This is a genomic window from Streptomyces sp. RGM 3693 (genome assembly GCF_050471125.1).
Classification (GTDB): Bacteria; Actinomycetota; Actinomycetes; order Streptomycetales; family Streptomycetaceae; genus Streptomyces.
The window spans coordinates 2198487-2217259 of record NZ_JBMPPQ010000002.1; the positions used below are offsets into that span (position 1 = coordinate 2198487).

The following is an 18773-nucleotide window of genomic DNA, read 5'->3' on the forward strand; positions in this document are numbered from 1 at the left end:
ATACCTCCGTCACGTCTGGCATCGGTCGTTGGCGCGGGTCAGAGCGTGAAGACGAGCGTGGCGTTCTGGCCGCCGAATCCGAATGAGTTGCTCATGGCCGCGCGGACGGGGCCGGGGCGGGCAGCGCCGCGGACGAGATCGACCTGGACCCGAGGGTCTGGTTCGGACAGCCCGGCCGTCGGCGGGATCAGCCCGTCGCGGAGGGCGAGCGCGCAATAGGCCGCCTCGATCGCGCCCGCGGCGCCCAGCGGGTGGCCGGTCACCCCCTTCGTGGAGCTCACCGCCACCTCGTTTCCGAGCAGCCGGCTGATGACCGCGGCCTCGGTCACGTCATTGAGCGGGGTCGAAGTCCCATGGGCGTTGACGTAATCCACGTCCTGGCCGGTCAGGCCGGCGTCGTCGAGCGCCGCCCGCATCGCCAGCTCGGCACCCTGCCCCTCCGGGTGCGGTGAGGTGACGTGGTGCGCGTCCGACGAGGCTCCGTAGCCGGTCAGCCGGGCCAGCGGACGAGCACCGCGAGCGGCCGCGTGTTCCTCGGTCTCCAGCACCAGGATCCCGGCGCCCTCGCCCAGCACGAACCCGTCCCGGCCCGCATCGAAAGGCCGGGATGCGGTTGCCGGGTCGTCGGAGTGCCTGGACAGCGCACGCATGCGGGCGAAGGAGGAGACATACAGCGGGGTGATGGGGGCCTCGGCTCCGCCCGCGACGACGACGTCCGCGACGCCCTGCCGCAGGAGTTCTCGGCCGATGCCGAGGGCGCTCGCGCCGGCTGCACAGGCGGTACACGGGGCAAGACAGGGGCCGTTCGCCGAGATGTCGATGGCCACCTGGCCGGCCGCCATGTTGACGAGGCCCATCGGTAGGGTCAGCGGGGACACCGCGCCGGGGCCTTCTTCCAATAGGACCCGGTGCTGGGCCTCCAGGGTGGCCGTGCCGCCGGCCCCGGAACCGATGATCACAGCGACTCGGGAGCTTTCCGCCCAGTCGCCCGGGACCAGCCCCGCGTGCTCCAGCGCTTCGCGTGCGGCCACGACGGCGAACTGGGTGAAGCGGTCCCACTGCCAGGAGCCGTGCCCCAGGTCCTGCGGCGAGAAATCGGGTACGCGACAGGCAATCGTGACGGGAAGGCCGTCCAGTTCCGGCAGAGAGGCGGCCGTGGGCTCGCCCGCGAGCACCTTCTCCCAGTTCGGCTCCACCCCCGTTCCGGCAGAGGTGATGAGCCCTACTCCCGTGACGAGTGCCGCGAAGCCGCTCATCGGGCGTTGGCGTCCTTGCTCTCCAGCAAGGCCACGATCTCTCCGACCGTCGAGAGCTCCGCCATCTCCTCGTCGCTGACCTCCACTCCGAGCTGCTTGGTCAGAGCGGTGGCCAGCTCGATCTGGGAGAGCGAGTCGAGGCCCAGGTCGTCGAAGGTCGCCTCGGCGACGACGATGTTCCGGTCCATGCCGAAGCGGTTGGCCATGACCTCGGAGACGGAGTCGTGCATTCTGCTCATTTCTTCTCCCATGATCTGTGTGGTGGGCGGTGAAGGACTGACTGGTATCGGCGGACGCCGATGATGCGCGCGGGCGGGTGGGAAGCTGTGCCGGCGCTCAGTGGACGCTTTCGACGGAAAGGTCTGGCCACTCCAATACCGTCGAGCCCCACGAGAGCCCGGCGCCGAAGGCGGAGAGCAGGACCCTGGCGCCGGGCCTCAGGGCGCCGTCGGCCGCAAGGTCGTTGAGCAGGAGCGGGATGGAAGCGGCGAGCGTGTTGCCCACGCGGTCGATGTTGACCGCCGTCCGCTCTTCGGGCATCGCAAGCTCCTCGGCCACGGCCCGCACGATACGTACGTTGGCCTGATGGCCGACGAACCAGTCCACGTCGTCCACGGTCCAGCCGGCTTTCTTGAGTGCTGTGTCCGCCGACCTGGTCATGCGCTCGACGGCCTGCTGGTAGAGGGGGCGGCCCATCATCCGCAGGTACCAGTCCTCGGTGGGCACCGCGTCGTGGCCCGGCCCGCCGTTCGCGGACCTCTGCCGCGAGCCCCCCGCCGGAATTGCCAGCAGGTCGGCCCGGGATCCGTCGCTTCCCAGGTCGAAGGGGCCGAGAGCGCCCGGTTCCTCCGGCTCGCCCCGCCGTAGGACGACGGCCCCGGCTCCGTCGCCGAAGATCGGTGACGTGGTCCGGTCAGCCGGGTTCACCAGGGTGGTGAACGCCTCCGCGCCGATGAACAGCACCGTGTCGGCCGCTTCGGAGGCGATCAGTCCCGCAGCGGTGGCGAGTCCGTAGACGAACCCGCTGCACGCCGAGGTCAGATCGAAGGCGGCCACCGTTCCCAGGCCGAGCCGCTCGGCCACCTCGGGTGCCACCGCCGGGCAGAGCCGGTCCGGCGAGGTGGTGGCCACCACGACCGCGTCGATGACCGAGTGCCCGGCGGACTTGAGTGCCTTGGCCCCGGCCTCGACTGCCAGGTCTCCGGTCGCAAGACCGTCGATGACGGTGTGTCTCTGCCTGATGCCAGTTCTGGTGCTGATCCATTCGTCGGTGGTGTCCAGCGTCGCGGAGAGGTCCTCGTTGGAGACCACCTTCGGCGGGAGGTACCCCCCGAGGCCCATGAGCACTGCTGCCATCGCCGTACCCTCCCGGTGAAGTCGGCATTTTTCACTGCGACGTGTGCGCAATTCCTCCCACGAGCCAACTCTCGTGAGGAGGGAAGCGGGGGACCATATCCCCTATGAGGTCGGTGGTGAGCGAAGTGATTCGGCGCTCTTTGTGTGCACACGACAAAAGAGGGTGTCTTGTGCCAGGCCCACTCGTGGTTCGCCCTCGGGCCACTGCCGGGAGAGCGATGTCGATCACTGTGCTTTGCCTCTATGGGGCTGTCAAGCTCGCTGTTCTCTCATGCGGTTGGCGGTTCAAGCGCGGCGCCGGGGTGGCATCTTGTGGCCCTGGCCGCTGCATCCGTCGGAGGTGAATCTGCGGGCAAACGCTGCCGGCGATCCGGAGGCGCAAGAGGGCTCGAAATATTTCGGCCATCTTTCGACGCATCAAGGCTCGTTGTGGAGCGTTCTGACTCATGCCGTTTGCTCGCTCTTGACCTTTTCGTGGGGTAGCAAAGAATGTTTGTGACCAGCGTTACGGTAGTTACCAGGGGGAAGCACAATGGCTGACGTCTCGTGTCGTGCGGCTCTACTTGACAGGGTTGGTCGCACGCCCGAAACCGTCCCCATCAACTCGCTGAACATCGAGCACTCACCGCGACGAGCGGGACTGGACATCGGCCATGTGCGGCTGCTGGCCGAATCGGCCACCGCGTCTCCGCCGATCGTCGTCCAGCGCGACACGCTGCATGTCATCGACGGTGTCCACCGCGTCAAGGCGGCACAGCGCCTCGGACGCGACACGATCGAGGCGCGGTTCTTCGAGGGCACGGACGAGGACGCGTTCGTCCTTGCCGTCGAACTCAACTCCTCACACGGCCTGCCTCTGTCGCTCGGGGACCGCACCGCGGCCGCCCACCGCATACTCGCCACCCATGCAGCGTGGTCGGACCGGCGGATAGCGCGCGTGACGGGCCTGTCTCCCACCACGGTGGGGTCCCTGCGGAAGCGGGTGACCGTCCAGAACGGACACTTGGACACTCGCACGGGGAGCGACGGCCGGGTGCGGCCCCTGGACAGTGCCTCCGGCCGGCGCGTAGCCGGCCAAGTACTCACCGAACAGCCCGAACTGTCGCTGCGTCAGGTGGCGAAACTCGCCGGAGTGGCGCCTTCAACTGTTCGGGACGTACGGGACCGGCTACTCGCCGGCGAGGACGTGGTGCCGCATCAGCGGAGCTGCACGCAGTCGGCGGAGCCTCCTGCGAAGGGAGGGCCCGCCAAAGGGCGCTCGGCCGCCGCCCGTACCGCTTCAAGGGGCTTGGACCCGCAGGCGACGCTGGAGAGTCTGCGTAACGACCCGTCGATCAGGTTGAATCAGTCCGGTCGGGAGCTGCTGCGCCTGCTCAACCACAGTTCGGTGGAGCAGGGGAGCCTGGAACGCATCGTCGACCACGTGCCCCCGCATCGGGCCAGTGCCGTGGCCGAGCTGATCCGGACCAACACCCAGGCGTGGATGGCGTTCGCCGCCGCCCTTGAGCAGCGCGGCGGGGTGCAGGATGCGTCCTGACCGGTCGAGCCGCTCTTCCCGTTGCGGGATTCCGAGGTATTGCTTTGCCCTCCGCTCTCCGGAAAGGGAAAGCAGTACGGGACAAAGATCGGACTGTTCGAGCCTGACCCGGACTTCCGTTGACACCCAATTGGCGTCGTTCTAACTTCGTCTCAGAACCGCGGGGGAAATCACACGCCCCGCGGTGGGGGAATCGGGGGAGAATGGACGGCAAGGGAAGTACGTCGATAGAATTCATTCCGGTCCTCACGGAGGACGAGGAGAATTTGCTTGACGGCGTGCTCGCCGCCCCTTTCTCCTACGTTTCCACGGAGGGGCCGGTGTGGCGCACGGTGGCGATGCGCCGGCTGATCATCGAGGACGAGCGGAAGTCCCACGTCCTCGTCCGCCGAGAGTCGCAGATCATCGGCGCTGTCAGCTGGTCTGCGGGGCAGACTCCGGGTTACTTCCGGCTGGTCCTGACCTCCAGCTCCGACAAGGCATGGACGCCGGGAACGGCCGACGAGGCTGTCCGCGCAGCCCTGTCCATGCTCCTGCGGGCCGCCGAGGTGAAGCGGGTCGAACTGCTCGTCGCCACCTACAACGAGGTATTGCTCGAATATCTCACGCAGTATTCGGGATTCATCATCGAAGGTGTGCTCCGGGACCGCTTCTTCATCGACGGCGAGTTTTGGCCGGGAATCATGTGCCGGGCTGATCTCGCTACATTCGCACGGCGAGGGGAGTGGCTTCCGGAAAACCGGGCCGAACTCCTCTCCGTGCTACGTAAGAAGACGCTGGAAGATCTGAAGGCCGCTCACGACGGAACGTCGTGGAGTGCGTGACCTCAGTTCTCGCGTCCACCCGAAGCCCATCGCCTTCGCTGGCGATGTGACCCACGAAATCCGATACCGAGAAAGGAGGAACAGTCATGGATCTCACCAACGTGATCGACCTGCAGGGCACCGAGATCGTCGCCGACGGCGTCGAGCTGCCCGCCAGCGGCTCGAGCGACGGCTGCTGACGCGCGGGCGGGCCGATCGCCTCGCGCATCCCGCGGAAGCGGTCGGCCCGCCGGCTTCGCCCGTCCCGTACCTGACCCGTCCCACACTGGAGGAGGCCGCGTGCCCAGATGGCGACTCACCCCGACCAGTCCGCTCAGCGTCGGCATTGCCCTACCGGACCGGGTCGTCACGAACGAAGAGCTCTGCGAGACGCTGAACACCTCACCCGGATGGATCGAGCGGAAGACCGGCATCCGGGAGCGACGCTTCCTCTCCGACGGCGAGACCATCACGGACCTGGCCGTGGCGAGCGCGCGGAAGGCGGTCCGGCAGGCCGGCCTGAGCATGCGGGACATCGACGTACTGGTCGTCACCTGCAGCAGTCCGGAGTGGACCATGCCGTCCCTCGGCGTCATGCTCGCCGACCGTCTCGGCATCGAGACCCCTCGCATCATCGACATCACCCAGCATGCCTGCGCCTCCGTCGTCTACGCCGTCTACAGCGCGTCCTGCCTGCTCCAGGAACCGGATGTTCAGAACGCCCTTGTCGTGTGCGCCGAGGGGCCTTCACGCGTCACCGATCCGGCGGACCGCCTGGTGCGCATCTTCTTCGGGGACGCGGCAGGGGCCATGGTCCTCACCAAGACGCCCGGCTCCGACGGCCTTCTCAGCTACGACCTGGGGAACTCCCCCTCGCCGGAAGTCGCCCTGGCGGCCAACGCGCTGCTGAACCGGCAGAAAGCCGGAGCGGATCCGGTGGTCGGGCCCTACCTCACCATGGACGGCCCCACGGTGTGGCAGGAGGCAACCACCCGGGTCCCCAAGTCGCTCGCCGCAGCGCTCGACGCGGCCGGCGTCGAAGCCGGAGAGGTCGCGGGGTTCGCCCTGCACCAGGCCAACCTGCGGCTCATCGAGCACATCGCGGACTCCGCCGGAGTGGACATGGCCAAGGTCGCCGTCACCGTGGACACCCTCGGCAACACCGGCGGCGCGTCACCGCTGACCGCGCTGTGGCGCCTCGCCCAGAACGGCCGGGCCGCGGCCGGCGACGTCATCGCGGTGGGAGCCATCGGAGCCGGATTCCTCTGGGGCTCCCTCTGCTTCCGGCTGCCCTACGACCTACGAGTGGAGGCATGACAACCATGGATCAACTGCGTGAAATCTTCCTCGGTCTCTTCGGCGAGCGCACGGGTGGCGAAGTCCCCGACGACGACGCCGTGGTCTTCGGCCGCGACAGCCTCTACGGCCTGGAGTCGATGGACACCCTCAGGTTCGCCTCCGCCCTCCTGCCGGCCTTCGGCGACAAGGTCTACGACCTCAAGGTCGAGGATGTGAGCTCGCTGCGCAGCGTCCACGACCAGCTGGCCGCCTAGGTGCACCGGTGAAGGGGCTCCTGTGCGAACTGGTCCCGTTCTCCGCCGACTCACTGGAGACAGTGACGAAGTGGCTGAGCGGTACCGAGTGCGAAACCCTGTTGCGGGGCACAACGAGCCACCTGGTACGCCGCTCCCGTTACCAGGCGCTGGAAGGCGACGACCGACGGGCGGCCCTGATCACCGACCGCCAGGGAACCCTCGTTGGGGTCGCGCACTTCTGGCGGCTCGGCGAGGGTGTCTACGAGGTCGGCGGCGCCACGGGGGACGAGCGGCTGTGGCGCACGGGTATCGGCATCGAGGCGGCGATGCTCCTCGTCGACTACCTCTTCGAGGTGCTGAACTGCCGCCGCGTCGAATTCACCACCGGACTCCACAACGACGCCACCCTCAACCTGGCGGTGACCGACGGACTGTCCCTGGAGGCGGTCTGCGAAGACTACTTCCAGACGCCCGACGGCACGCTCCCAGCGGTGAAGTCCTCCCTGACCCGCGAGGAGTACCGCCGTCCCTACCCGCACTACCAGCCTCGTGTGGGACGGCGCGTCGACAAGGACCGCGTACGGGCCCTCGCCGACGGCCTGATGCGGCGCGCAGCAGTCGATCCCGGAACTCCCGAGGGGAAGAACCATGAGTGAAGAACAGACGACGGAGTACCGCAACGTCCTGGTCATCGGCGGTACGAGCGGCCTCGGCCAGGAGGTGGCGCAGCAGTTCGCCCCCCTGGCGCAGAAGGTCTTCATCACCTACCACGGACGGCAGGACGAGGCTGAGAAGGCGGCCGCTGCCGTCCAGGAGGCCGGCGGTACCGCGGAGATACGGCAGCTGTCCCTGCCCACGACGGACATCGGCGGCGCGCGTATCCGTGAGCTGCTCCTCGAAGCCACCCCCTGTGATGTCGTGGTGAACTGCGCTGTCACCAACGAGGCCGCCGTAGCCACCGTCTCCAACGCCGCGGCCTTCAAGTCCGTCATCGACGCCAACGTGTTCGGCACGTACCAGATCAACTCGATCAGCGCGCAGACCCTCGCCGCCACGGGCGGCGGCAGCGTGGTGAACGTCTCCTCGATCCTCACCCGGCGCTACATCACGGGCGCGATCGGCTACATCACGAGCAAAGCGGCCATCGAGATGATGACGCGCGGTTTCGCCCGCGAGTGGGGACGGCTCGGCGTGCGCTTCAACACGGTCTCGCCCGGCCCGATCCGCGACACCAGACTGCTGAACACCGTGCCGCGCGAGGTGGTGGCCGAGGTCATGGGCCCCGACTTCGAGGAGCGGCTGATGCCGCCGGAGAAGGTGGCCGCGGTCATCCGCCGGATCACCGGCCGGGACTTTGCCGCCATGAACGGTGAGGTCGTCGTGGTCGACGAGGGGGCCTCGCTGTGACTGCCACCGGCATCTACATCTTCCCTTCGCAGGTCCACCTCGACGCCGACATCCGGCAGCGGTGCCTGGAGTCCAAGCCCATGCAGCTCATGCTCGACCTGGCCAGCGACACCCTGTCGATGGACTTCCGGGACGTGCTGCGCAACGGCGACGAAGACCAGCTGAACGACGGCCGGTTCCGCCGCCCGCTGATCAACCTCATGGGTGTCGCCGGCTACCAGCAGGACCTCCGCCGACGTGACGTGCAGCCGGTGTGCGTGACGGGGATGAGCCTCGGCTTCATCAGCGCCGCGGCCGCCGTCGGGTGGGTGTCGCTGGAGGACATGGTGCGCATGTCGTACACCATGGCCGCCGTCGAGACCGAGGTGTTCGAGGGCACCGACTACGTCAGCGTTTTCTTCTACAACGGCGACCACGAGGTGGTCTTCCGGGAACTGCGCGCCCTCGGCGTCGACCATCTGCTGCACATGTCGGGCTACGTCTCCAGCAACCAGTTCCTGGCGGCCTGCCGCACCTCGGACCTGGACGCCATGAAGCCGGCCCTGATGAAGGCGGGCGCCCTGTACAAGGCCATTCCGCACAGCTACCCCGGTCACTGCGACCTGATGGAAGGGGTCCGCAAGACCTTCGCCGACGAGTGGCGCTTCAACGACCCGCACCGCAACCTCGACATCCCCCTGGTCAGCCACGACGCTCGCCCCTACACGAGCGCTAACGCGGTCTGGCGGCTGGCGGTCGAGCAGTACACCACCATCCTCGACTGGCGCGGAATCCTGCGCTACGTCGAGAGCCTGCGGCTGGACACCCACATCGTCCTCGAACCCTCGGCCTTCATCGTGAAGTCGATGCAGCTGGACCCGGAGTGCGCCATCGAACCGGAGACGGGCGGTGTCGCCCGTGCCGAGTGACCGCGCGCTCATCTTCCCGGGCCTGGTGCCGCTCACACGCGGCGAGCTGACCGCGGTCCTGGACACCCGAGACGCGCTGCTCGACCTGGCTGTTGAGATCTGCGGGTTCGACCCGGGGAGCCTCGATGTGACGGACGGCCACACGCGGCTGTCCTCGACCGTGCACGAGGCACTGCTCGCCGTGGCACTGCTGCGCCGCATCGCGGACGAAGAGCCCCGGTGGACCGCCTTCGGAGGCATGAGTGCCGGCTGCATAACCAGCCTGCTCGCCGCCGGAGTGATCACCGAGGAGACCTGCTTCCGGCTGATCCGGGACATCAACGAAACCCAGATCGCGGCGAAGGAAGCCCACCCCAACGGCATCACCCTCGCCCTGCTGCCGTCGTCCGAGGGCGACGCGGAACGGCTCCTGGAGGTGATGGCGACGGCGGACGACGCGCCGTGGCTCTCGGTCGACCTCGGCGGCGGGCTGATCGCTCTCAGCTTCCGCGGCAGCGACGCCGAAGCCCTCACACGCCGCCTCGGCTCCTTCGGTACGGCCGTACTCGACCGCATCGACCGGGCCGAGCACTGCCCATGGGCGCTCCCGGAGCAGGACGCGTTCGCGGAGCTCCTCGCCGGTGCCGAGTTCCACCCGGCCACGTCCGCCGTCGTCTCACCGCTCACCGGCAAGCAGGTGGACGACACCCCCGAGGCGTACCGGCGGATGCTCACCGAGCAGTGGTTCGACACGGCGAGTCTGCCGCGGCTCGTCGACGGGCTGTGCGCCGTCGACTCCGTTGCCGCCGTCGACCTCGTCGGTCCGGCGAAATCGGTCTACGTCCCCCGCGTTCGCGCGCTGACGGCGGGCAGGGCCGACCACCAACTCCTGACCATCGCGGGATAAGCAAGGGACACGCAGGTGATCGAAAGAAGCGGGGCCATACCCGTGGTGAACGCATGGAACGAGTGGGACACGCTGCAGGAGGTCGTAGTCGGCTCCGCCACGGGAGCGTGCTTCGAGCCCACGGAACCGGGCAACCGCCCCCAGACCCGCGGCGCGGGTGGCGCGCCCTTCCCGACCGGGCCTAAGCCCGCCGAGGCCGTGGACCGCGCCAACGAGCAGTTGGCGGGCCTGGCGGCCCTGCTCACCGCGCAGGGCGTGACGGTACGGCGCCCGGCGCCGCACGACTTCTCCCAGCCGTTGCGGACCCCCGCCTTCGAGGTCGAGAACCAGTACTGCGCGGTGTGCCCCCGGGACGTGATGATCACTCTTGGGAACGAGATCCTCGAAGCCACGATGTCCCGCAGGGCCCGCTATTTCGAGTACGAGCCCTACCGGAAGCTGGTGTACGAGTACTGGGACGCGGACCCGCGGGTCACCTGGACCGTGGCGCCCAAGCCCACCATGGCCGATGCCATGTACCGGCAGGACTTCTGGGAGTGGCCCCTTGAGGAGCGTCACGCCCGTATGCACGACTCCGAGTTCTGCGTCACCCAGGACGAAGTCGTCTTCGACGCCGCCGACATGAGCCGGTTCGGACGGGACATCCTCGTCCAGGAGTCCATGACCACCAACCGCGCCGGCATCCGCTGGCTCAAGCGGACGCTGGAGCCCAGGGGCTTCCGGGTACACCCCGTGCACTTCCCGCTCGACTACTTCCCGTCCCACATCGACTGCACCTTCGTCCCCCTGCGCCCGGGGCTCGTCCTGACCAACCCCGAGCGGCCCATCCGTGAGACCGAGCGGCAGATGTTCACCGACAACGGCTGGAGACTGGTCGACGCGCCGCAACCGGTGCTCACCAACGACGACATGCCGCCGTACTGCCAGTCCTCCAAGTGGCTCTCCATGAACGTTCTCAGCGTCTCCCCGGAGAAGGTGATCTGCGAGGAGCAGGAGAAGCCGCTCCAGGACCTGCTGTACTCGCTCGGCTTCGAGGTGCTCACCGTGCCGTTCCGCGACGTCTTCGAATACGGGGGTTCCCTGCACTGCGCCACCTGGGACATCCGCAGGGACAGCACCCGCGAGGACTACTTCCCCGCCCTCTCGTACCGCGCGGTCGCCTGATGCCGAACCATGCCCCTGCGCTTCCACCGGCCACCGTCCACGAGTTGGTCCGGCGGCACGCCGACGGCCCGGAGGGCGACACCACCGCGATGGTGCACGGCACCCGGCAGGTGACCTACCGCGAGCTGGACGCCATGACGCTGCGGATGGCCGACGCCCTGGGCCGTGCGGGTGTCGGGCGGGGTGACTTCGTCGGCATTCGCCTGGCGCGGTCGCCCCAGGCCGTGGCGGCCATGCTGGGCGTCCTGCGGGCTGGAGCCGCGTACGTACCGATCGACCTCGCCGACCCCGTGGAACGGGTCCGGCACGTGACCGGCACGGCCGGCGTCTCCCTGGTGGTCACCGGCGACGGATCGCTGCCCGGTGGTCTCCGCGTACCGGCGCTCCCGGTCGACGAGGACTGCCGGCCTCTCGGCCCTGCTCCGCGCGCCCGCCGGGCGACGCCCGGCGCACCGGACACCGCGGAGCTCACCGGCGAGGACATCGCCTACGCCCTCTTCACCTCCGGCTCCACCGGGGCCCCCAAGGGCGCCCTGATGACGCACGGTGCGCTGGTGAACCTGCTGACCTGGCACGACCGGGCCCGGCCGGGCAGCTGCCGCCTGCGCACCGCCCAGGTGTGCTCCCTCAGTTTCGACTTCTCGTTCCACGAGATCTTCTCCACTCTGGGCTTCGGCGGCACCCTGGTGTTCGCGGACGACGAGGTGCGGCGGAACCCGTTCGCCCTCCTCGCCCACCTGAGCCGGCAGCGGGTGGCGCGGCTGTTCCTCCCGGTGCCGCTGCTCGACCAGGTGGCCCAGGCCGCCGCCGAGGAGAGCGGCGGGCTTCCCCCGCTGCGCGAGGTCGTCACGACCGGCCAGCAGCTGCGCACGACGCCGCACATCCGGGACCTTTTCCGCCGCACCGGCGCGCGGCTGCACAACCACTACGGCGCAACGGAGTTCCAGGACGCCACCGCCCACACGCTGGACGGCGACCCGACCGCCTGGCCCGCCGTCGTCCCCGTCGGGCTCCCGATCGACGGCGTCCAGGTCCGGATTCTCGACGCGGACCTCGCCGAGGTGCCGGTGGGCGAGGAGGGCGAACTCTGCATCCTGGGAGCCGGATTGTCCCCCGGCTATGTCGGCCGGCCCGACCTCACGGCACGCAGCTTCATGACCGCCCCCTCCGGAGAAGGCAGGCTCTACCGGACCGGTGACCTGGCCCGCCTCGGGCAGAACGGCGTGATCGAGCTGCGTGGCAGGATCGACACCCAGATCAAGGCGCACGGCGTACGGGTCGAGGCAGGCGAGATCGAGGCCCTCCTGCTGGAGCACCCCGGCGTCCGCGACGTGGCCGTGCTCGCGCACGAGATCGACGGCCACACCCGCCTCGTCGCCCACGTGGTCCCCACGCCGTCGCTGAACGACGGCGCAGCCCCCCGTTTGCTGGACGCCTTCCTCGCGCCGAAGCTTCCGCGGCCGATGCTGCCCGAGGCGTACCGTCTGCTGCCCGAGTTGCCGCTGACCGCGAGCGGCAAGACCGACCGGGCCCGACTGCACCCGCCCGAGACCTTCGAACGGCTCTCCGCGGAGAAGGTCGTCACCCCCCAGAACACCACCGAGCAGGTCTTGGCAGAAGTGTGGCAAACGGCGCTGCGGCTGGCGGAGATTTCCGTCGACGACCGGTTCTTCGACCTCGGCGGCACCTCCCTGCTGCTGGTCCAGGTGCGGCACGAACTGGTCCGCAGGCTGGGGCACGACGTACCGATGGTGGACCTGCTCCAGTATCCGACGATCCGGGCGCACGCCGCCCATCTCGACCGGTCCGGCGCGGCCGGCTCGCGCGACGGCACCCGGCGACACGGCCACGGGGCCCGGATGGCGGAGCACACCGAGGACCGTACGGAGGACATCGCCATCATCGGCATGGCGGGCCGCTTCCCCGGTGCGCCGGACGTGGAGACGTTCTGGCACAACCTCCGCCACGGAATCGAATCCGTCGGCCCGCTGCCCCGCGGTGCCACCGGACAGCGCGACCGCGGTATCGCCGCACATCCGGACTTCGTCTCCGCCGGCGCGGTCCTGACCGGTATCGAGGGGTTCGACGCCGAGTTCTTCCAACTGAGCCGCAAGGAGGCGGAACTCCTCGACCCGCAGCAGCGCCTTTTCCTGGAATGCTCCTGGGAGGCGATGGAGTCCTCCGGCTACTCGCCGGGCGGCGCGGCGGTGGGCCGGGTCGGCGTCTTCGCGGGCGCCGGGATGAGCACCTACCTCCTCAACAACCTCGCGCCGCATTTCGGCTACGGGCGGGGCAAGGCCCTCACCGAATCCGATCTGGAGCAGTTCCAGCTGAAGCTCGGCAACGACGGCAACTACCTCGCCACCCGGGTGTCGTACGCCCTGAACCTGCGCGGCCCGAGTGTGGGTGTGCAGTCGGCCTGTTCGACCTCCCTGGTCGCGGTTCACCTGGCTTGCCGCAGCCTGCTCGACGGCGACAGCGACATGGCGCTGGCCGGAGGCGTGCATGTGGTCGTGCCCCAGGAGGCCGGTTACCTCCACGAAGAGGGCATGATCATGTCCGCCGACGGCCACACCCGGGCCTTCGACGCCGACGCCACCGGCACGCTCTTCGGCAACGGCTGCGGCATCGTCGCTCTCAAACGGCTGGCCCGGGCCCGGGCCGACGGCGACCGGGTGATCGCCGTCATCAAGGGGTCCGCCGTCAACAACGATGGCAGCGAGAAGATCAGCTTCACCGCCCCGAGCATCGACGGGCAGGCCGACGTGGTCCGCACCGCGCTCTCGCGCGGCGGCGTCGAGCCCTCGGAGGTGGGCTACGTCGAGGCCCATGGCACCGGTACGGCGCTGGGCGACCCCATTGAAGTGGCGGCCCTAACCCGCGTTTTCGGCGAGGGCACGGGGGGCCCGGCCACCTCCGTCGGTTCGGTCAAGACCAACATCGGGCACCTTGATGAGGCCGCCGGTGTGGCCGGTCTCATCAAGGCCGCCCTGTGTGTCCAGCACGGCATCCTCGTGCCCAGCCTGCACTACCGCGCGCCCAACCCCGAGATCGGTTTCGCCCGTTCGCGATTCCAGGTGAGCACCGAGACCACCGCGTGGGATACCGGTGGTGCCCCGCGCACCGCCGGCGTCACCTCGCTCGGTGTGGGCGGCACCAACGCGCACGTTGTCGTCCAGCAGGCACCGGATACCGAGGCCGGCCCGTCCCACCCCGCCCCTCGGCTGGATGCGCGGCTGCTCGTGGTGAGCGCCCGCGGCGCATCCGCGCTCGCGGAGCTGTCCCACCGATACGCCGACCATCTGGACGCAGCCCCCGCGGACTTCTCCCTCGCGGATGCCTGCTTCACTGCGGCCACCGGCCGTCGACACTTCCCCTACCGCCGTGCCGTGGTCGCCGGATCCCCCGCCGACGCCGCAGCACGGTTGAGGGAGGCGCCCGGCGGGGTGACCATCCCGCCGGGCCGCCTCGCTTTCCTCTTCCCTGGTCAAGGCCCCCAGTACGCGGGGATGGGGCGCGAGCTGTACGACCGGGAGCCGGTGTTCCGGGCTGCCCTGGACCGGTGTGACGCACTGCTCCGGGACCGCCTCGAACACCCCCTGCTGTCCGTCATGTTCGCGTCGGAGGACGAGTCCTCCCCGATCAGCGAGACGCGCTACGCCCAGCCCGCGCTGTTCGCCTTCGAGTACGCGCTGGCGCAGCTGTGGCTCTCCTGGGGAGTGCGGCCCGAGATTCTGCTCGGGCACAGCCACGGCGAGTACGCCGCGGCCTGCCTCGCCGGTGTCCTCTCCCTGGAGGACGCCTTGACCCTCGTCCACGCCCGCGGGCGGCTGATGCAGGCCCTGCCGGAGTCCGGCGCCATGGTCGCCGTCGCCGCGGACGAGGCCATGGTGGCCGGGCTGCTGGGTTCCCACAGCTCCGTCGCCGTGGTCAACGGTCCCCAGTCCACGGTAATTTCCGGTCGCGAGGACGAGATCGCCGCCACCTGTGCCGCACTGGCCGAGCGCGGGGTGAGGCACCGCAGGCTGGACATCTCCATCGCGTCGCACTCACCGCTGATGCAGCCGATGCTGGCGGAGTTCGAGACCGTCGCCCGGTCCGTGCGATACCACGAGCCGTCCATCGAGATCGTCTCCACCGTCACCGGCGAGCGGATCGGCAACGAGATCGCCGACTGGCGCTACTGGGTCGACCAGATCACCCGGCCGGTGCGCTTCCACGACGCGGCGACGACCCTGCGGTCCATCGGTGCCCGCAAGCTGCTGGAGGTCTCTCCCAGACCGACGCTGCTCCAACTCGTCGAAGACCTCTTCGACGACGGCGAGGCCGCGCTCGTCCCCAGCATGCGGGCCGACGGCGGCCACGACCATCTGCTCGGCGCCCTCGGTGCGCTGTACGAGGCGGGTCTCGACCCCGAGTGGGACGCGGTCTTCGGCGACCGGGACCTACGACGCGTCGCCCTGCCCACGTACCCTTGGCAGCGCGAGCGGTACTGGATCGACGCTCCACCGCCCGCGGGGGACGCGTCGCCGGACACCGGGACCTTCCTCGGTTCTCCGCTCGATCTCGCCGGTGGTGGTGTGCGGTTCACCTCCACGGTCGGGGTGCCCACCCTGTCCTGGCTGCGGGACCACCGCGTGTTCGGGTCCGTCGTCATGCCCGGCGTCGCCTACCAGGAACTCGCCTGCGCCGCGGCCCTCGAAGCCTTCGGGCCCGCCCCCGCCCGGGTGCGCGACTTCCACATCCACCGGGCCCTGGTGTTCCCGGACGACACATCCCAACGCCGCATGCAGGTCGCCCTGGCGCCGGACGGGGACGGCGGGTACTCCTTCGAGGTCCACTCCAGTCGCCTGCCGACCGACTCCGACGCCGGACTGCCGCGGCCCGACTGGACGCTGCATGCCTCGGGGCAGCTCCTGCCTGTGGGCGCGGACGACCCCGCGCCCCTCCCGCCGCCCGGCACCCTCGACACGCTGCGGAAGGCGTTCGCGGACCATCCGCTGTCTCCCGAGGAGATCTACCAGCGGGAAAGGGAACGGGACATCGACCTCGGCCCGCTCTTCCACGTGACCGAAGGGCTCTGGCACCGCGACTCCGAGGCGCTGTCCCACATCGCCCTCGGTCCCGCCATGCGCGCGGAGACGGGCCGACACCGGGTGCACCCGGTGCTGCTGGAGGCATGCTTCCTCGCGCTGACCGTCACCTACCCGGAGAAGCTGGGCCGGCGGACCTATGTGCCGCTCGGTGTGGACCGCATCCGGATCGAGGGCCACGCCGCAGGCGACGAGGCTTGGTGCCACGCCCGCATCCGGCCCACCGACCGGGAGGACCCCGAGACCCTCCGCGCCGACATAGACCTGTGGGCCCCGGACGGGACGCTCCTCCTCGCACTGGAAGGAGTGCTGCTCAAGCGCGCGGCTCGCCAGGCGATGATTCCGGAGGCCCGCGAACGCTGGCGGGACTGGCTGTACGAGACCCGCTGGTCGCCCACCGGCCTGCCGACCCCGGCGCCGGCCGCCGGCCGATGGCTGGTCGTGTCGGACGGCCGGCTGGGCGCTGCTCTCGGTGACTTCGCCCGCCTCCACGGCGTGGACTGCGACGTCGTTTCCCGTGAAGCGGCGGAGGGGACCGAGACCGAGAAGTACGACCAGGTGGTCTGGTGCCCGTCCGCCACGGCGTCGGAGGACGAGGACGCCGCGGCGGACGCCCTGTCCGAGGGAGCCCGGCTGCTCCGGCTCATCCAGCGACTGGCCGCCCAGACGGAGGGCACACCGCGGCTGTGCCTGGTCACCCGCGGCGCCCGGCCCGTGGGCGGTCGGAGCGTCACCGCGCCCGCCGGGGCGGCAGCGTGGGGACTGGGCCGGGTGGCGGCGGCCGAGCACTCCGAGGTGCGCCCCCTTTTGGTGGACCTCGACCCCGCAACCCCCGCCGATGCCCAGGCCGCCCTCCTGTACGCCGAACTCGCCCAGGCTTGTGCGTCGAGGGAGCAGTCCGAGCATTACCGCATCGGCTACGACGGCCACCTCAGGCATGTCGAGTCACTCACCCCCGGCACGGCCCCGCCGCGGCCGGAGAACGGTGTCAGGCTCCGCCCCGACGCCACCTATCTGATCACCGGCGGTCTCGGCGGGCTGGGCCTGGCCGCGGCCCGGATGCTGAGCGAGGCCGGAGCCCGACACCTCGTTCTCCTGGGCCGCACCCCGCCGGGCGGGACGGCCCTGCGGGAGATCGAGGCGCTGCGGGCCGAGGGCTGCGCCGTCCGCGTGGTCACGGCGGATGTCGCCGACCGGGACCAGCTCGCCCGGGCCCTGGCGCCACCGTCCGGCGGCCCGCAGCAACCGCCGCTGGCGGGCGTGCTGCACCTGGCCGGGGTACTCGACGACGGCGTGCTGCTGCTGCAGTCGCCGGAACGGTTCTCCCGCGTCATGGCCCCCAAGGCACGCGGAGCGTGGAACCTCCATGCCCTCACCCTCGACGAGCAGTTGGACTTCTTCGTTCTGTTCTCCTCGGTATCGGGGCTGTTGGGCACACCGGGGCAGGCGACCTATGCGGCGGCCAACGCCTTTCTCGACGGGCTCGCCGCATTCCGCCGCGGACTCGGACTGACCGCTCTGGCAGTCCAATGGGGCTCGTGGGCGGACACGGGGATGAGTGCACGGGCCGGGGTCAACGCGAAGCTGGAGGCCCGGGGGGAAGGAGTCATCCCGGTCGCGGAGGGACTCGCCGCGTTGCGGGCGCTGCTGACGACGCGGCCCGACGACGGAACCGTCGCTGTGCTTCCCGCGGACTGGTCGCGTTTCGCGGACCGGAACGCCCCCGTACTGCACGGTTTTCTGTCCGCCATGCCCGGTGCCGGGCAGCGGCCGGCGGAGCCCGGCGGTCTCCGGGTGACGCTGGCCGGGGTGTCCCGCGAGCGGCGCAGGGAACTGCTGCTGTCCCACGTCCGGGAGCAGATGGGCCGGGTGCTCGGTGAGACGGCGCGGCAGGCGGCGGACGACCTGGACGTCTTCGCCCGGGGACTGGACTCGTTGACGGCCATCGAACTCAGGCGGAACCTGCAGCGCACCCTGGAGTGCCGACTGGGGCAGTCGGCGGTGTACGACCACCCCACCGTCGAGGCGCTGGCGGACCACGTGGGGGAACTCATCGGAGACGGGGGCGACGTGCGATGACGAAGCTGGTGTGCCTGCACCATGCCGGGGGAAGCGCCTCGGTGTTCCGTCCGTGGCAGTCGTACGCACCGCCCGGAATCGACGTCGTCCCGCTCTCCCTCCCGGGGGACCGGGCGGAGGGCGGGAGAACACGGCCCGGCAGTATCGGCGCGCTGGTGCCCGCCCTTGCGGATCTGGTCCGGAAGGAGGTCGGCGACGAGGATTTCGTCCTCTTCGGGAAGAGCATGGGCGGCCTTCTCGCCTATCTGCTCACCCGGCATTTCGGCGAATGCGGCGACGCGACGCCGAAAGCCCTGGCCGTGGCAAGTTTCGGGGCGCCGCACGTCCCGTGGCGGAATTTCACCGACGGCTATGAAGACGATCAAGCCCTCGTGCGATATCTGCACAGAATCGGCAGTATCCCCGATTGGGTTGTGGAGCGTCCCGAATGGGTCGTGCCCTACCTGGGCCGACTGCGGGAGGATGCCCGCAGGTGTGCCGATTTCCGCTTCGAGCCGCAAGGTGGCCCGTTGGCCGTGCCCGTCCGGGTCTTCGTCGGTGATCGCGACCCGCTGGTCCCCGTCGAGGCCGCGCGCAGGTGGTCGGAGCTCGGAGGCGACGTCGAGGTGCGGGTCCTCTGCGGTGGTCATTTCCTGGTCTCCGAGGACATCGGCCTGCTCCGGCAGTCGGTTTTCGGCCTCGCATCCGATATTCGGCCATCTCCTCATGCCGAACCCGCCATATAGCGTACCGTGAGGCCGAGTTGAACG

14 protein-coding genes are annotated in these 18773 nt (G+C 69.7%); 11 read left to right on the plus strand and 3 right to left on the minus strand.

All coding sequences use genetic code 11. The features are described from left to right. Positions 1 to 38 precede the first annotated feature (38 nt). The 3 genes from ACO0M4_RS27145 to ACO0M4_RS27155 form a co-directional block, all read right to left on the minus strand. The gene (locus ACO0M4_RS27145) at positions 39 to 1256 is read right to left on the minus strand and encodes a beta-ketoacyl-[acyl-carrier-protein] synthase family protein (protein ID WP_430373520.1); all 1218 of its coding nucleotides are present in this window, start codon (positions 1254 to 1256) and stop codon (positions 39 to 41) included. Further along, complete coding sequence (locus tag ACO0M4_RS27150) at positions 1253 to 1495, minus strand: acyl carrier protein (protein ID WP_430373521.1); 243 nt, start codon at positions 1493 to 1495, stop codon at positions 1253 to 1255. The genes ACO0M4_RS27145 and ACO0M4_RS27150 overlap by 4 nt, the downstream gene beginning before the upstream one ends. Before the next feature lie 97 nt (positions 1496 to 1592). Next, on the minus strand, positions 1593 to 2612 hold the full coding sequence (locus tag ACO0M4_RS27155; RefSeq protein ID WP_430373522.1) for a beta-ketoacyl-ACP synthase III: 1020 nt from the start codon (positions 2610 to 2612) through the stop codon (positions 1593 to 1595). A gap of 532 nt (positions 2613 to 3144) precedes the next feature. Between ACO0M4_RS27155 and ACO0M4_RS27160 the strand changes: the two genes are divergently transcribed. The 11 genes from ACO0M4_RS27160 (at position 3145) to ACO0M4_RS27210 (ending at position 18749) form a co-directional block, all read left to right on the plus strand. Continuing rightward, a complete protein-coding gene (locus tag ACO0M4_RS27160) occupies positions 3145 to 4149 on the plus strand; it encodes a ParB/RepB/Spo0J family partition protein (RefSeq protein WP_430373523.1) in 1005 nt (334 codons plus the stop codon). Positions 4150 to 4352: 203 nt separating this feature from the next. Continuing rightward, positions 4353 to 4973, plus strand: coding sequence for a GNAT family N-acetyltransferase (locus ACO0M4_RS27165; RefSeq protein WP_430373524.1), 621 nt, complete (start codon positions 4353 to 4355; stop codon positions 4971 to 4973). 279 nt (positions 4974 to 5252) lie between these two features. Continuing rightward, a complete protein-coding gene (locus ACO0M4_RS27170) occupies positions 5253 to 6269 on the plus strand; it encodes a 3-oxoacyl-ACP synthase III family protein (RefSeq protein WP_430373525.1) in 1017 nt (338 codons plus the stop codon). Continuing rightward, a complete protein-coding gene (locus ACO0M4_RS27175) occupies positions 6266 to 6505 on the plus strand; it encodes a hypothetical protein (RefSeq protein WP_430373526.1) in 240 nt (79 codons plus the stop codon). The genes ACO0M4_RS27170 and ACO0M4_RS27175 overlap by 4 nt, the downstream gene beginning before the upstream one ends. An 8-nt stretch (positions 6506 to 6513) precedes the next feature. Beyond that, on the plus strand, positions 6514 to 7143 hold the full coding sequence (locus ACO0M4_RS27180) for a GNAT family N-acetyltransferase (RefSeq protein WP_430373527.1): 630 nt from the start codon (positions 6514 to 6516) through the stop codon (positions 7141 to 7143). Further along, positions 7136 to 7894: an SDR family NAD(P)-dependent oxidoreductase gene (locus ACO0M4_RS27185; RefSeq protein WP_430373528.1), complete on the plus strand. Its 759-nt coding sequence runs from the start codon at positions 7136 to 7138 to the stop codon at positions 7892 to 7894. The genes ACO0M4_RS27180 and ACO0M4_RS27185 overlap by 8 nt, the downstream gene beginning before the upstream one ends. After that, positions 7891 to 8802, plus strand: a complete 912-nt coding sequence (locus ACO0M4_RS27190; protein WP_430373529.1) for an ACP S-malonyltransferase — start codon at positions 7891 to 7893, stop codon at positions 8800 to 8802. The genes ACO0M4_RS27185 and ACO0M4_RS27190 overlap by 4 nt, the downstream gene beginning before the upstream one ends. Next, the gene (locus ACO0M4_RS27195; protein ID WP_430373530.1) at positions 8792 to 9688 is read left to right on the plus strand and encodes a hypothetical protein; all 897 of its coding nucleotides are present in this window, start codon (positions 8792 to 8794) and stop codon (positions 9686 to 9688) included. The genes ACO0M4_RS27190 and ACO0M4_RS27195 overlap by 11 nt, the downstream gene beginning before the upstream one ends. 42 nt (positions 9689 to 9730) lie before the next feature. Beyond that, on the plus strand, positions 9731 to 10852 hold the full coding sequence (locus ACO0M4_RS27200; protein WP_430373531.1) for a glycine amidinotransferase: 1122 nt from the start codon (positions 9731 to 9733) through the stop codon (positions 10850 to 10852). Next, positions 10852 to 18024, plus strand: a complete 7173-nt coding sequence (locus ACO0M4_RS27205; protein WP_430373532.1) for a type I polyketide synthase — start codon at positions 10852 to 10854, stop codon at positions 18022 to 18024. Before ACO0M4_RS27200 ends, ACO0M4_RS27205 begins: the two co-directional genes overlap by 1 nt. After that, entirely contained in the window at positions 18021 to 18749 is a 729-nt protein-coding gene (locus tag ACO0M4_RS27210; RefSeq protein WP_430373533.1) for a thioesterase II family protein, read from the plus strand. Before ACO0M4_RS27205 ends, ACO0M4_RS27210 begins: the two co-directional genes overlap by 4 nt. The last annotated feature ends 24 nt before the right edge of the window (positions 18750 to 18773 follow it).